Here is a 14,086-nt window from a genome sequence, read left to right as displayed (position 1 = left end):
CTGGTGTTTCTGCAAATATCAAATACTCTCTGAAGAATCTAATGATCTCTCAGGATATTCTGTGATGTTATGACAGTCTCTCTTTAAAATCCTCATACCCGAAGGTCTTTATCATCTCCACCGTTCCATCTTCCTTCAACAAAGCGATTCCCGGAAGCGGCATACCGTTAAAGGTATTATTTTTCACCATAGAATAAATCGCCATATCTTCAAAGACCAGACGATCTCCGATCGCTACCGGATGTTCAAAACTGTAATCCCCAATCACATCCCCGGCAAGACAGGTCATGCTGGATAACCGGTACGTATATGTTTTTTCTCCCGGTTCGTACCCTCCCCGCAGAGGCGGGCGATAGGGCATTTCCAGCACATCCGGCATATGACAGGCCGCGGACGCATCCAAAATCAGGATCTCCATTCCATTTTTCACGATATCCTGCACTTCTGTCACCAGATATCCGGCATTTAAAGCTATAGCCTCTCCGGGTTCCAGATATACTTCTACCTGATAGGTTGCCCGAATATAGGCAATCAACTGTTTTAACTGTTTCAGCTGATAACCCGGTCTTGTGATATGGTGGCCTCCTCCCAGATTCAGCCATTTCATCTTTTTCAGATACTTACCAAACTTTGCTTCAAAAGCCCGAAACGTAGTCACCAGATCATCGGCATCCTGCTCACAGAGCGTATGAAAATGAAGCCCTTCCACACCTTCCAGCAGATCTTCCCGAAACTCTGCCTTTGTCACACCAAGCCGTGATCCCGGTCCGCATGGATCATAAATCTCATGACCTTCCTGTGTGGAACATTCCGGATTCACCCGGATTCCCACGCTGACCGGTTTTCCATCTTCCCGGATCTGTGCGCTTTGTTTACATAACTCTTTATATTTTTCATACTGTCGGAAGGAATTGAACACGATATGATCACAGATTTTCACCAGTTCTTTCATATCGGCTTCCTTATACGCCGGCGCAAACACATGATTTTCTTTTCCCATCTCTTCCCTGCCAAGGCGGGCTTCATAAAGCCCGCTGGCCGTAGTTCCGCTGATAAAGGTTCCAATCATCGGATACAGAGAAAACATGGAAAACGCTTTCTGTGCCAGCAACACATGACAGCCCGTGTCCTTCTCCAGTTTCTGAAGAACCCTGAGATTTTCTTTTAACTTTTTCTCATCTGCCACGTAACAGGGAGTTGGCAGATCTTTCCACATCATTCTACGATCTGTGGATCTTCATCCACAACCCACGGCAGGCCATACTGATTCAGCATATCCATAAACGGATCCGGATCAAATTCTTCGATATTAAAGACGCCGTCTTTATCCCATACTTTATCCACAACCAGCGCCGCACCGATCATTGCAGGAACACCTGTCGTATAAGAGATTGCCTGGGAACCAACTTCTTTGTAGCATTCCTGATGGTCACACACATTATAAATATAAATCGTCTTTTCTTTTCCGTCTTTCTTTCCGGTGAAGATACAGCCGATATTCGTCTTTCCCACAGTACGCGGACCAAGAGATGCCGGATCCGGGAGCAGTGCTTTCAGAAACTGGATCGGAACGATTTCTCTTCCTTCATAATTAATGGGAGAAGTGGAAAGCATTCCTACATTTTCCAGACATTTCATATGTGTCAGGTAACTCTGTCCGAATGTCATGAAGAAACGGATTCTTTTTACACCAGGTACATTCTTCGCCAGTGATTCAATCTCCTCATGGTGAAGCAGATACATATCTTTTTCTCCCACCTGCGGGAAATTATATTCTCTCTTGATCTCCATCGGTTCTGTCTCTACCCAGTGGCCATTCTCCCAGTAAGAACCATTGGCAGATACCTCACGAAGGTTGATCTCCGGATTAAAGTTGGTTGCAAATGGATATCCGTGGTCTCCGCCATTGCAGTCCAGGATATCAATGGTGTCGATCTGGTCAAAATAATGTTTCATTGCATATGCGGTAAATACGCTGGTTACACCCGGATCAAATCCGCTTCCCAAGAGAGCTGTAATCCCCGCTTCTTTGAATCTTTCACGATATGCCCACTGCCAGGAATAATCAAAATATGCAGTAAATCCAGCCTCTTTGCATCGTTTTTCATAGATGGCTCTCCACTCCGGATCATCCGTATCTTCCGGTTCGTAATTCGCGGTATCGATATAATCCACCTTACACTCCAGGCAGGCCTCCATGATCGTCAGATCCTGATAGGGCAGTGCCACATTCAGAACCGCATCCGGCTGATACGACCGGATCAGTGCTACCAGTTCTTCTACCTTATCCGCATCCACCTGTGCCGTTGTGATCTTCGTATCTGTGGTACCTTCCAGTTTTTCCTTTAACGCATCACATTTTGCTTTTGTTCTGCTGGCGATGCAGATCTCTGAAAACGTCTTGCTGTTCTGACAGCACTTATGAATCGCTACTCCTGCTACGCCTCCGCATCCGATAATCAGTAATCTTCCCATTCTTTTTTCCTCCTGTTTTCTATTTTTCTTACTTTTCTTCTTCTTCCAGCATATCTTCCACATACTTCGGAAGCATAAAGGCTCCCTTATGAAGATTCGTGGTATAATACCAGGTCTTGATTTTCCGTTCTTTCCATCGTTTTACATTCAGATCATCCAGGGGATGATATTTTTTGGAAGCAAATCCAAACAGCCAGTATCCGGAAGAGCAGGTTGGTATATGTGCCTGATACACTCTGCTGACGGGAAAGCTGTGACTGGCCTTCCTGTGCATGACCCGGCAGGATTCTTCGTCCTCATCATAAAACGGACTGCCATGCTGATAAACCATGATCCCGTCTTCCTTTAGAGCCCGGTAACAGTTTCCGTAGAATTCTTTGGTAAATAATCCTGCATTATGTCCCAGTGGATCGATTGCGTCATTGATGATCAGATCGTACATATTTTGTTTGCTTCGCAGAAATCGCAATCCGTCTTCATAATAGACCGTTACCCGTGGATCTGACAGTCCGCAGGCATTATCCGGAAAGTATTCTTTACAGACTTCCACAAACACCCGATCCGGTTCCACCACATCAATGGTCTCAATCTCTTTGTAATGTCCCAGTTCTCTTGCCACGCCGCCGTCTCCTCCACCGATCACCAGCACATGCTTCACATTGGGATGAACAGCCATCGGAATATGTACGACCATTTCATCGTAGATAAATTCATCCTTCTCTGAAAATACAATGCTTCCGTCTGCACTTAAAAAACGGCCAAATTCATCCGAATCAAATACATCGATCCGCTGAAATTCCGTCTGCAGCCCGAACAGCTGCTTTTGTACCTTTACAGAAACTTTTACTTTTTCTGTATGGTAATCCGAAAACCATAATTCCATTCTTTTCTCCCCTCCCTTATCTTCTTACCGCACCGGTCGGAGCTTCCATCACATACAGATATTCCACCGCCGGATCCTGCGTTCCCTGCATGGAACAGCCCTTTTCTTTCGCATATATAATGTAGTCAATAATTTCTTTTGTGATCATCTCTCCCGGGGCCAGAATCGGAATCCCCGGTGGATAACACATGGCAAATTCACCACAGATCATCCCTTCTGTCTCCCGGATTGGCACTGCCTTTTTCTCCGCATAAAATGCCGTCTGCGGAGATACCATAACGGTCGGGTTAATATATTCGGTATTCGGCATCTGCTCCGGATCTCTGGCGTACAGCCTCTGGATATCCGAAAGAGCCCCTACCAGGCGTTCAATATCCTGAATCCGGTCACCAATGGAAATATACGCCAGAATATTGGCAATATCTCCCAGTTCAATCTGGATATCATATTCATCCCGCAAAAGATCATACACTTCGATACCCGCAAGACCGATATCTCTGGTATAGACAGACAGTTTAGTCACATCAAAATCGTATACACTGCTCCCATTGATCATGTCTTTTCCATACGCATAGAATCCACCGATGGCATTGATCTCTTCCCTTGCATACTCTGCCATCCGGCTCACTTTTGCAAAGGATTCTTTTCCCCTGAGAGCCAGATTTCTTCTGGAAATATCCAGACTGGACATCAGAAGGTAAGATGCACTGGTGGTCTGGGTCAGATTGATAATCTGACTCACATATTCCCAGTTCACATTTTTTCCCGTCAGCAACAGGGAACTCTGGGTCAAGCTTCCCCCGGACTTATGCATGGAAACCGATGCCATATCCGCTCCTGCGTCCATGGCACAGACCGGAAGGTTCTCACCAAAATACAGATGGGTTCCGTGGGCTTCATCCACCAGAACCAGCATATTGTGTGCATGAGCAATCTTTACAATGGATCGAAGATCCGAACAGATTCCATAATAAGTAGGATTGTTCACCAGCACCGCTACCGCATCCGGATTCGCAACAATCGCTTTTTCCACTTCGGACACTTCCATTCCCAGGGAAATTCCGAGACGGTTATCCACCTCCGGGTTTACATAAACCGGTATCGCTCCACACAATACCAGGGCATTGATCACACTCTTGTGTACATTTCTTGGAAGGATGATCTTATCCCCCGCCTTGCAGCAGGAAAGTACCATTCCCTGTACCGAAGAGGTAGTTCCTCCTACCATGAAAAACGCATGGTCCGCACGGAATGCTTCCGCCGCCAGCTCCTCTGCCTCTTTGATCACCGATACCGGATGGCAGAGATTGTCCAGCGGTTTCATGGAATTCACATCCAGACTGACACATTTTTCACCCAGAAGTTCCACCAGTTCCGGATTCCCCCGCCCTCTCTTATGCCCGGGCACATCGAAGGGAACGACCCTTCGTTTCTTCAGTTTTTCCAGCGCCTCATAGACCGGCGCATGCATCTGTTTTTTCTTATCCATATCTTCTCCCTGTTGTCTTTTCCCCGTCCACAGATCAAATATTGTTTATATGTGACTGTGAAAGTACTGACCCGTTATATTTATATAACGAGATAAAATACGCTTCGCGAATTTTACTCATTATCGCGACAATCGCCAAGATCGCATGCAGGCATGGACTTTGCCTCGTTGTTCGCGTAAATCAAAATTGATCCACCGGACCAATTATTGATAGGTAATGCAACAAAAAAGGACAGGTGAAATCACCTGTCCGCATTGTCATTCTATAGTTCTACTTTGTATTTTCTCTACATCCGCAAAAACTATGCTCTCAGAGTTTGTCGTTGGCATCTTTGCCAGCAAATATTTGCTATTCCGTAACTGTATCCGCCCACAGCCACAAGCTAACTACTCTTTATTGACCATTTCACAAGTGATACCTCAACCGGATTTCTTCGCTTTCTTCCGGTTGGAAACTTATAAAATTTAGCTTTTAACTAAATCAATAATGCGGTCTCTCACCGCTCTCGGCAGCTGCCCCGCCTGTCCGTATGGGCTTAACCAATATGCTTGGTGGGCTAATAATAAATATTTGCATGAAAACATGGTTTGCTTCATGTAGTTTTGAGTATATCACAGCATTTTATGTAATGCAAGTAAAAGCTGGGGAAAGTCATTCAAAGTACTCTCCCGGTCTTCTTTTTATGTTGCTCCCGGTAATACCTCTGATCTCCCTGCAGTGTTTTTAAACGTCGCGAAAACCCAAAACAAATTACCAAATTCCAACGTCCCTGGAATCTGATAGTCTGTCTTATCCAGCAGCAGACACATACGCTCTATCCTGGTATTATTCAGATATTGCTGTGGCAGATAAAAAAGCACTTTTATATTTCTTAGTTTTTCTTGGTTTTTCGGACTTTGTAAGCCTTTGTGAATTTTTGCTTTCTGGCATAACCTGGTTTATTTTCGCATAATATCGTCCGCAAAACTACTCTCACCGATTGTCAACCTTCTCCGGGAACATATCATGATTACTCATGCGGTTCCAGGCAACCTTTTCCCAATCCGTACCCGGCTTTCCGTAATTACAATACGGATCAATGGACAATCCTCCTCTTGGGAGAAATTTACCCCAGACTTCTATATATTTCGGTTCAAGAAGACTGACCAGATCCTTCATGATTATGTTGATCACATCTTCGTGAAAGTCTCCATGATTTCTAAACGAGAACAAATATAATTTCAAGGATTTACTCTCCACAAGACGTTCATCCGGAACATAAGAAATTGTGATCGTTGCAAAGTCCGGCTGTCCGGTAATCGGACACAGACTTGTAAATTCAGGGCAGTTAAACTTGACAAAATAATCATTTTCAGGATGTTTATTCTGAAATGCCTCTAATACAGATGGATTGTAATCCATACTGTACTCTGTTTGCTGATTTCCCAATAATGTTAAATTTTCTTTTTCTCTCATCGTTTTCTCCTCTATCTCAATGCCGGATCTTCCATATGGTTTGCCTGAAATGCCGCTGCACGGTCAATGCATGTTCCGCATTTTCCGCAAGGCTTCTCGCCTCCTTCGTAGCAGGACCAGGTCAACTCGTAAGGAACTCCCAGTTCTAATCCAGTCCTTACTACTTCAGCTTTGGATACATTAACAAAAGGTGCTTCTATTTTAAGCTGATGTCCGGAACCTTCCCATATTGCTTCATTCATAGCCTGATTGAATACCGGCGAGCAGTCCGGATACGCAAAGCCTGCAGAATCATCTGCATGAGCTCCATAATAAATTACTTCGCAGTCCTTGCTCAGTGCGATACTTGCCGCAGAAGAAAGAAATAATCCGTTTCGGAACGGTACATATGTGCTTACTGGCTTATCGCCATTGGTTTTTGAAATCTGTTCTGCGTAACTTTCCTCCGGGATGTCTTCCGTAGACTGTTGAAGCAGTGAACAGTTACTATATTGAAATATCTTACTCAAATCCAGGAACAAATGCTCCACACCATAATATTGGGCAACTGCTATTGCAGCTTTTATTTCTTTATCATGTTTTTGTCCGTAGGAAACCGAAAGGGCAATCACCTGGTCTTTCCCATACTTTTGGATTGCCAGTCCCAATGCCGTTGTTGAGTCGATTCCTCCGCTAAAAAGAACTAATGCTTTCATCTCTATCACCTCACTATTTATACTCCCCGTTCATCTGGATCCCAGATCACTTTATGCATCTGTATCTGCAACCGCACACCATTCAACCGATGCTTCAACATGAATTCTACTATTTGCACCGGTTCTATTGAGCCAAAAACAGGGCTAAGATAAACATGACATCTGTTGGTCAGATCATAAGTCCGAATCAATTCCAGTGCTTTCAGCAAATCTTCCTGACTGCCGGATACAAATTTTACAGTATCATCCTTTTCAAGCAGTTCCATGTTCTCTGTTATCATATGGTCTTCGCACCCACTTGACGGTAACTTATAGTCCATTGTAAATACCGGACGTTCTTCACAAAATGCAGCCAGATCGACTGCTCCATTTGTCTCAATCTCAACCTGCAGTCCTGCTTGTAAAAGAAGATGGATGAGATCCCTGATATCTTTTTGCAACAGCGGTTCTCCGCCTGTAAGTGTCACATTGTGAATTCCTGTTCCAAGAACATAATTTAGTATTTCTTCCGGAGTTTCTTCTTTATATGGGCACTCAGGTTCATTCGCCCACATAGTATCACAATAACTACATCGCAGGTTGCACCCTTTAAAACGGATAAAAACTGCAAGTTCTCCTGCACGCGTGCCTTCCCCATTAATACTGGTAAACTTTTCTACTACTTTCATCTACTCTTCCTCATAGACTGCACAATTATTAGGTGTCTCATATACTTCCACATAATGAACTCCATACCCTAAATCTGTTAATTCTTTGTAGAAATAATATGCGAAATTTTCTGCTGTAGGACGAAATGAAACTTCCTCCAAATGAAAATCTTCATTCTGAAGTGCAGCTACGGTCTCTGCTTTCAGAGATCCCGTCTCGTAGATCAGGCTATGGTCAAAGTAATCACAAAGTACCTTCAGGTCTTTTTTCAGATTACCAAAATCCACTACCATTCCTCGTGTCTGTCCTTCTTGTTCTAACTCCTGACTCTTGATTTTTGCAACAACATTCCAACGATGTCCGTGGATGTTTCTACATTTTCCCTCGTATTTCCAAAGAAAATGTGCTGCATCAAAGCTGGCTTTTGTTTGTAAATAATACATATTTCAACTCTCCTGTATGTGAAATGTATGTACCTGTTAAGAGCTATGCATTCTAAATAGAGCAGTTTTTATATATCAGAAAATCCATATCTAATATACAAAAAGCTCTGCGTACTTCTTCGCACGCAGAGCCTGAAATCCTCATGATTAGCCCCGGTTTTATTTTTCGACAGGAAGGTACAAATGAACTGTCGGCTGTTTTCACAGCATGAAAATTATACCACAGAAAGTCAGATTGTCAAATTGATTTATGATATTATGATACTGACTGCCCGATCCATGCTTCTTAAGAGCACTGTCCTAAAAAAGATCCCCATGCCGAAACATGAATTCCCTTTTATCCAAGTATCCCTATCCCCCGGATATATTATCTATATTTACATATAATATCTACACAAAATTTTATGGATTATTTTCGGGTTATTTTTAACCCTCTATACCTTTCAGATATTGATTTTACCGGTTCGACGCAGGCGATGATATATTTCAGGTATTTTCGTTCCGCATTCGGATCGATGACATTCACAATACTGAGGCTGTAAAGATCCGAACTAAGCTGCAGTGCCTGCTCTTTCAGATAATTTCGGATCTTCTGGTAGGCAAGCCGGATATCTCCGTCTTTCTCCCGGCAGACCATCACAATCGTAAGTCTGCCAGGAAGCTCGCGGATGCCCGGGCCAGATGCCTGTGCGTCCGCAAAGCTGAAAACTTCCCTATACACATACTGTTCTTTCTGGAAATCCTCCCGTCCGATCGACGCTCCCATAGGAAAGGCTTGTATTCCGGGATGAGCACATTCTTTCAGATGTCTGTGAATGTCTGTGGAAATCTCGCTGAAAGAAGTCGCCGGATCTGAGAGTACTTTTGTTACCTTTAATCGAAAAATCTCCGGCTGCTCATACAGTTCCGGCTTTCCTGTATCATTCTTCCGGATCTGTTCCAGCAGTTTTCTTGTATTTCCGATAATTCCGATCCGCCGCTCCAGCTCTCTTTGCTGCATCAGAAGCGCCGCGTACTGCCGGTCAACAAAACCGTCAAAACGCACTTCTTCCCCGCCAAGCAGATATTCTTTTATATCCTCCACCGAACATCCCAGTCCACGAAAGGTACTGATAAAATAATAGGAGCTGATCTGCGCATAGCTGTAATAGTGATACCCGTTTTTCTCACTTTTCTTCGGCACCAGGATCCCCTGTTTTTCATAATAACGCAGCGTGTCTCTCGTCGTCTGACACATCCTGGCAAATGCTCCCGCGCTGATGCAATATTCCTCTCCCGCCATGTTTTTCCTCCTGTTTTTCCGACATTTCTATGTTGTAATCCGGTTCCGGATTTGTATTGTTACAGTTTTCTTCTTTTTCTGTATACTCCCCGTTCCTGCTGTTATTCGCTGTCTTTTGTAACATTTGCATTCTTGACATGGGGGTTACACCCAGCTTTATTCTATCACAGGATAAAAATACACAACACCCTGATTTCAGGGGATTTTATAATAATGGAGTTGAAATATCATGCATACATTAAAGAAACTTTACTGTCGTTGTTTTCAGATCAGTTTTCGCGCTGCCCTGCCGCTGATGCCGTACCGGGAACCGAAGCTGATCGATGGATTTTCCGGTGTTTCGAAAGTTTTGCGGAAACATAACATTACCAGGCTTCTTCTTGTCACGGATCCGGGTGTGTATTCTCTTGGACTGACTACACCGCTGGAACAGATTTTGAAAAAAGCCGGGATCACCTGTATCGTCTACAAAGATACGGTGGCCAATCCTACTTCTGCCAACGTGGAAGATGCCAAAAACCTGTATCTGAAAAAACATTGTCAGGCGCTTCTCGCTTTCGGCGGCGGCTCTTCCATGGACTGTGCCAAAGGAGTCGGTGCCAGACTCGCCCGCCCGAACAAATCACTGGCCAAGATGGAAGGCATCCTTCATGTCATGCACAAGCTGCCCCTGCTGATCGCCGTTCCCACCACTGCCGGAACCGGAAGCGAGACAACCCTTGCCGCCGTCATCACCGATGCCGATACCCATCACAAATACGCGATCAACGATTTCAGCCTGATCCCGCACTACGCCGTTCTGGAGCCTGAAGTCACAGTCGGACTGCCAGCGCAACTCACCGCCACTACCGGTATGGATGCCCTGACACATGCGATTGAAGCATATATCGGCCACTCCACCACGAAGCAGACCCGAAAAGCCGCGATCGAAGCGATCCAGCTGATCTTCCAGTATCTCCCGGTCGCCTATAAAAACGGCAAAAACCGGACGGCAAGAAAAGAAATGCTCCGCGCCTCTTATCTGGCCGGTACTGCATTTACCAAAAGTTATGTCGGATATGTACACGCCGTAGCACACAGTCTGGGCGGTCAGTACGGCATCCCGCATGGACTGGCAAACTCCGTTCTTCTTCCGATCGTTCTCGAAGCGTACGGAAGCGCCGCGCATAAAAAACTGGCTCACCTCGCCCGAATCACCAAACTTTCTTCTTCCCCGGACGATACCACCGCAGCCAATGCTTTTATCGCACATATCCGAAAAATGAACGCTTCCATGAACATACCGACGACCCTCGCCGGTATCCGTGACGAAGATATCCCGAAACTAGCCCGCTATGCCGATAAAGAAGCAAATCCGCTTTATCCAGTTCCGATTCTTTGGGATGACAAACAGCTTGCTTTGATGTATCATCTGGTACAGGAGAATAAAGAAAAGGAGAATAACAGCCATGCAGAAACAGGACATCGAGACTATACTGGCATCTCAGCGTAAGTTCTTCGCCACCGGAAAGACTCTGCCGATCTCCTGGCGTCTCGAACAGCTGAAAAAATTAAGAGCTTCTATGCTTCGCCACGAAGAGGATCTGTACGGAGCATTGAAAAAAGATCTGGGAAAAAGCCGGATGGAAAGTTATATGTGTGAGATCGGACTGACCCTTTCTGAACTGACCTGGATGGAAAAGCATATCCGCAGGCTGACCCATGAAAAACGGGTTCCAACCCCACTGGCACAGTTCGCCGCAAGAAGTTTTCAGTCCCCGACACCGTACGGCACGGTTCTGATCATGAGTCCATGGAATTATCCGGTACTCCTGACACTGGAACCTCTGATTGACGCACTGGCCGCCGGCAATACCGTCATCGTCAAACCAAGTGCCTACGCACCAGCTACAAGTGCTGTGATGGAAATGATCATAAGAGAGACTTACCCTCCGGAATATGTCTGTATGATCACTGGCGGCCGTCAGGAAAACCAGGCCTTGCTTACACAGCGTTTTGATAAAATCTTTTTTACCGGCGGCAAAACCGTAGGCCGTGAAGTGCTCCGCCACGCCGCAGAGTATCTGACTCCGGTTACCCTCGAACTCGGCGGAAAAAGCCCGTGTATCGTGGATTCCACCGCAAAGATTCCATTAGCTGCCAGACGTATCGTCTTTGGAAAATACTTAAATTGCGGGCAGACCTGTGTAGCCCCGGATTATATCCTCTGTGATGTTTCCATCAAAGATGCCTTGCTTGCAGCAATTCAGAAAGAAATTACCAGACAGTTTGGAGATCGTCCGTTGGACAATCCGGATTACGGAAAAATTATCAACCAAAAACATTTTGAACGGATCCTTGGTCTGATCGCAAAAGAAAAAATAATCTGTGGTGGTGAATCAGATCCTTCTACTCTTCGCATCGCACCAACCGTCCTCACCGATGTTTCCTGGGACGATCCGGTCATGGGGGAAGAGATCTTCGGACCGATTCTTCCGGTGCTGACATATTCCTCTCTGGATGAGGCGATCCGCATCGTAGAATCTCACCCCCATCCACTGGCATTATATTTCTTCAGCGAAGACAAAAAAGCGCAGAAAAAAGTACTGGATCTGTGTCACTTCGGCGGCGGCTGCATCAACGATACCATCATCCATCTTGCTACCAGCGCCATGCCATTTGGCGGTGTCGGTGAGAGCGGAATGGGGGGATACCACGGCGTGGAAGGCTTCAAAACCTTCAGTCACACCCGCAGCATTGTCGACAAGAAAACCTGGATGGATCTTCCGATCCGGTATCAGGAGTATGTAGGATGGAAAGAGAAATTGTTGCGGATGTTTCTGCGATAGGTTAGATTACGTATATCAAACTATCATCGACAATACTTTCGTACTGTTGGAACAAAAATACAAAAGAATACAAAAAGTGGTGTGTTCATTGTTTGACATGACAATGAGCACACCACTTTTTATTTACGCAAACAACGAGCCAAAGTCCATACTCGCATGAGACCTTGGCGACTGTCGCGATAACGAGTAAAATTCGCGAAGCGTATTTTATCTCGTTTAGGCGATCAACGAATTAAAGTCCGTGCTTACACGATTACCGAGTCAGCGTTCACCCTGCACAAGACTTTGATGACTCTGATAATACTGTGTATAATACAAAAAAACCTGCAGGATACATTCTCTTGTATCTTACAGGTCTCATCTATCTCGTTCCTCCCGGAGCCTTCCCACACCCTTTTCCGGCATAAAAAAGCTCCCCCAGTTGGACTCGAACCAACGACACTGCGGTTAACAGCCGCATGCTCTACCGACTGAGCTATGGAGGATCATTTCTCTCTTCCACATGTACCTTCAAAACTGCATACACACAACATCCTTACTTCCTACTGCTTTGCGATCGACCACTCTGCTTATCTCTAAGCCCTCAGGTCAAACCCTCGACCGATTAGTAACAGTCAGCTCCATACATTACTGCACTTCCACCTCTGCCCTATCTACCTCGTCGTCTTCAAGGGGTCTTACTTCTTTTATAGAATGGGATATCTCATCTTGAGGGGGGCTTCACGCTTAGATGCCTTCAGCGTTTATCCCTTCCGGACTTGGCTACCCTGCCATGCAGCTGGCACTGCAACAGGTACACCAGCGGTCCGTCCATCCCGGTCCTCTCGTACTAAGGACAGCTCCTCTCAGATATCCTACGCCCACGCCGGATAGGGACCGAACTGTCTCACGACGTTCTGAACCCAGCTCGCGTACCGCTTTAATGGGCGAACAGCCCAACCCTTGGGACCTACTACAGCCCCAGGATGCGATGAGCCGACATCGAGGTGCCAAACCACTCCGTCGATGTGAACTCTTGGGAGTGATAAGCCTGTTATCCCCAGGGTAGCTTTTATCCGTTGAGCGATGGCATTCCCACTTAATACCACCGGATCACTAAGTCCTACTTTCGTACCTGCTCCACCCGTCGGTGTCGCAGTCAAGCTCCCTTCTGCCTTTGCACTCTTCGAATGGTTTCCAACCATTCTGAGGGAACCTTTGAGCGCCTCCGATACCCTTTCGGAGGCGACCGCCCCAGTCAAACTCCCCACCTGACATTGTCCCCCAGCCGGGTCACGGCTGCTGGTTAGAAACCCAGTACTGCAAGGGTGGTATCCCAACAGCGGCTCCATGGCAACTGGCGTTACCATTTCTTAGCCTCCCACCTATCCTGTACATGCAATACCGAATCCCAGTATCAAGCTGGAGTAAAGCTCCATGGGGTCTTTCCGTCCTGGCGCAGGTAACCAGCATCTTCACTGGTACTTCAATTTCACCGGATGCATTGTCGAGACAGCGCTCAAATCATTACGCCTTTCGTGCGGGTCGGAACTTACCCGACAAGGAATTTCGCTACCTTAGGACCGTTATAGTTACGGCCGCCGTTTACTGGGGCTTAAATTCAAAGCTTCGCTTGCGCTAACCTCTCCTCTTAACCTTCCAGCACCGGGCAGGCGTCAGCCCATATACCTCACCTTTCGGTTTTGCATAGACCTGTGTTTTTGCTAAACAGTTGCTTGAGCCTATTCTCTGCGGCCCGCTGTTACACGGGCACCCCTTCTCCCGAAGTTACGGGGTCATTTTGCCGAGTTCCTTAACAATGCTTCTTCCGTCGGCCTTAGGATTCTCTCCTCATCCACCTGTGTCGGTTTACGGTACGGGTACAATAAGAACAATAGCGGCTTTTCT

The 14,086-nt window shown here is 46.0% G+C and carries 11 protein-coding genes, 1 tRNA gene and 1 rRNA gene (1 of these 13 running past the window's edge); 2 read left to right on the top strand and 11 right to left on the bottom strand.

Going from position 1 to position 14,086, the window contains the following annotated elements:
• Positions 1-67: 67 nt before the first annotated feature.
• The 9 genes from nspC to ETP43_RS01785 form a co-directional block, all read right to left on the bottom strand.
• Entirely contained in the window at positions 68-1,219 is a 1,152-nt protein-coding gene (gene nspC / locus ETP43_RS01825) for a carboxynorspermidine decarboxylase (RefSeq protein ID WP_118576661.1), read from the bottom strand.
• On the bottom strand, positions 1,216-2,475 hold the full coding sequence (locus tag ETP43_RS01820) for a saccharopine dehydrogenase family protein (protein WP_022398932.1): 1,260 nt from the start codon (positions 2,473-2,475) through the stop codon (positions 1,216-1,218). Before ETP43_RS01820 ends, nspC begins: the two co-directional genes overlap by 4 nt.
• Before the next feature lie 28 nt (positions 2,476-2,503).
• A complete protein-coding gene (gene speE / locus ETP43_RS01815) occupies positions 2,504-3,358 on the bottom strand; it encodes a polyamine aminopropyltransferase (protein ID WP_022172751.1) in 855 nt (284 codons plus the stop codon).
• Between the two features lie 16 nt (positions 3,359-3,374).
• On the bottom strand, positions 3,375-4,847 hold the full coding sequence (locus tag ETP43_RS01810; protein ID WP_022172752.1) for an aminotransferase class I/II-fold pyridoxal phosphate-dependent enzyme: 1,473 nt from the start codon (positions 4,845-4,847) through the stop codon (positions 3,375-3,377).
• A 973-nt stretch (positions 4,848-5,820) separates the two neighbouring features.
• A complete protein-coding gene (gene queF, locus ETP43_RS01805) occupies positions 5,821-6,303 on the bottom strand; it encodes a preQ(1) synthase (RefSeq protein WP_106491275.1) in 483 nt (160 codons plus the stop codon).
• An 11-nt stretch (positions 6,304-6,314) separates the two neighbouring features.
• A complete protein-coding gene (gene queC / locus ETP43_RS01800) occupies positions 6,315-6,998 on the bottom strand; it encodes a 7-cyano-7-deazaguanine synthase QueC (RefSeq protein ID WP_118576667.1) in 684 nt (227 codons plus the stop codon).
• A gap of 17 nt (positions 6,999-7,015) precedes the next feature.
• A complete protein-coding gene (gene queE / locus ETP43_RS01795; protein ID WP_129256923.1) occupies positions 7,016-7,666 on the bottom strand; it encodes a putative 7-carboxy-7-deazaguanine synthase QueE in 651 nt (216 codons plus the stop codon).
• Entirely contained in the window at positions 7,667-8,089 is a 423-nt protein-coding gene (locus ETP43_RS01790) for a 6-pyruvoyl trahydropterin synthase family protein (protein ID WP_106491278.1), read from the bottom strand.
• Positions 8,090-8,498: 409 nt separating this feature from the next.
• Positions 8,499-9,371: a MerR family transcriptional regulator gene (locus ETP43_RS01785; protein WP_129256922.1), complete on the bottom strand. Its 873-nt coding sequence runs from the start codon at positions 9,369-9,371 to the stop codon at positions 8,499-8,501.
• Positions 9,372-9,600: 229 nt separating this feature from the next.
• Between ETP43_RS01785 and ETP43_RS01780 the strand changes: the two genes are divergently transcribed.
• Positions 9,601-10,863, top strand: a complete 1,263-nt coding sequence (locus ETP43_RS01780; RefSeq protein ID WP_129256921.1) for an iron-containing alcohol dehydrogenase — start codon at positions 9,601-9,603, stop codon at positions 10,861-10,863.
• A complete protein-coding gene (locus ETP43_RS01775; RefSeq protein ID WP_129256920.1) occupies positions 10,820-12,199 on the top strand; it encodes an aldehyde dehydrogenase in 1,380 nt (459 codons plus the stop codon). Before ETP43_RS01780 ends, ETP43_RS01775 begins: the two co-directional genes overlap by 44 nt.
• Before the next feature lie 412 nt (positions 12,200-12,611).
• Here the strand turns inward: ETP43_RS01775 and ETP43_RS01770 are convergent.
• Positions 12,612-12,684: transfer RNA gene (locus ETP43_RS01770), tRNA-Asn, on the bottom strand.
• Between the two features lie 99 nt (positions 12,685-12,783).
• Positions 12,784-14,086: ribosomal RNA gene (locus ETP43_RS01765) — 23S ribosomal RNA — on the bottom strand (it continues 1,591 nt past the right edge of the window).

The sequence above is a fragment of the Blautia faecicola genome, assembly GCF_004123145.1.
Lineage (GTDB): Bacteria > Bacillota > Clostridia > Lachnospirales > Lachnospiraceae > Oliverpabstia > Oliverpabstia faecicola.
This window is presented reverse-complemented; position numbering and strand designations above follow the sequence as displayed.

Excerpts from the sequence above, each read along its gene's own strand:
- nspC (WP_118576661.1), bottom strand. The coding sequence starts at position 1,219 with ATGATGTGGAAAGATCTGCCAACTCCCTGTTACGTGGCAGATGAGAAA.
- ETP43_RS01820 (WP_022398932.1), bottom strand. The coding sequence starts at position 2,475 with ATGGGAAGATTACTGATTATCGGATGCGGAGGCGTAGCAGGAGTAGCG.
- speE (WP_022172751.1), bottom strand. The coding sequence starts at position 3,358 with ATGGAATTATGGTTTTCGGATTACCATACAGAAAAAGTAAAAGTTTCT.
- ETP43_RS01810 (WP_022172752.1), bottom strand. The coding sequence starts at position 4,847 with ATGGATAAGAAAAAACAGATGCATGCGCCGGTCTATGAGGCGCTGGAA.
- queF (WP_106491275.1), bottom strand. The coding sequence starts at position 6,303 with ATGAGAGAAAAAGAAAATTTAACATTATTGGGAAATCAGCAAACAGAG.
- queC (WP_118576667.1), bottom strand. The coding sequence starts at position 6,998 with ATGAAAGCATTAGTTCTTTTTAGCGGAGGAATCGACTCAACAACGGCA.
- queE (WP_129256923.1), bottom strand. The coding sequence starts at position 7,666 with ATGAAAGTAGTAGAAAAGTTTACCAGTATTAATGGGGAAGGCACGCGT.
- ETP43_RS01790 (WP_106491278.1), bottom strand. The coding sequence starts at position 8,089 with ATGTATTATTTACAAACAAAAGCCAGCTTTGATGCAGCACATTTTCTT.
- ETP43_RS01785 (WP_129256922.1), bottom strand. The coding sequence starts at position 9,371 with ATGGCGGGAGAGGAATATTGCATCAGCGCGGGAGCATTTGCCAGGATG.
- ETP43_RS01780 (WP_129256921.1), top strand. The coding sequence starts at position 9,601 with ATGCATACATTAAAGAAACTTTACTGTCGTTGTTTTCAGATCAGTTTT.
- ETP43_RS01775 (WP_129256920.1), top strand. The coding sequence starts at position 10,820 with ATGCAGAAACAGGACATCGAGACTATACTGGCATCTCAGCGTAAGTTC.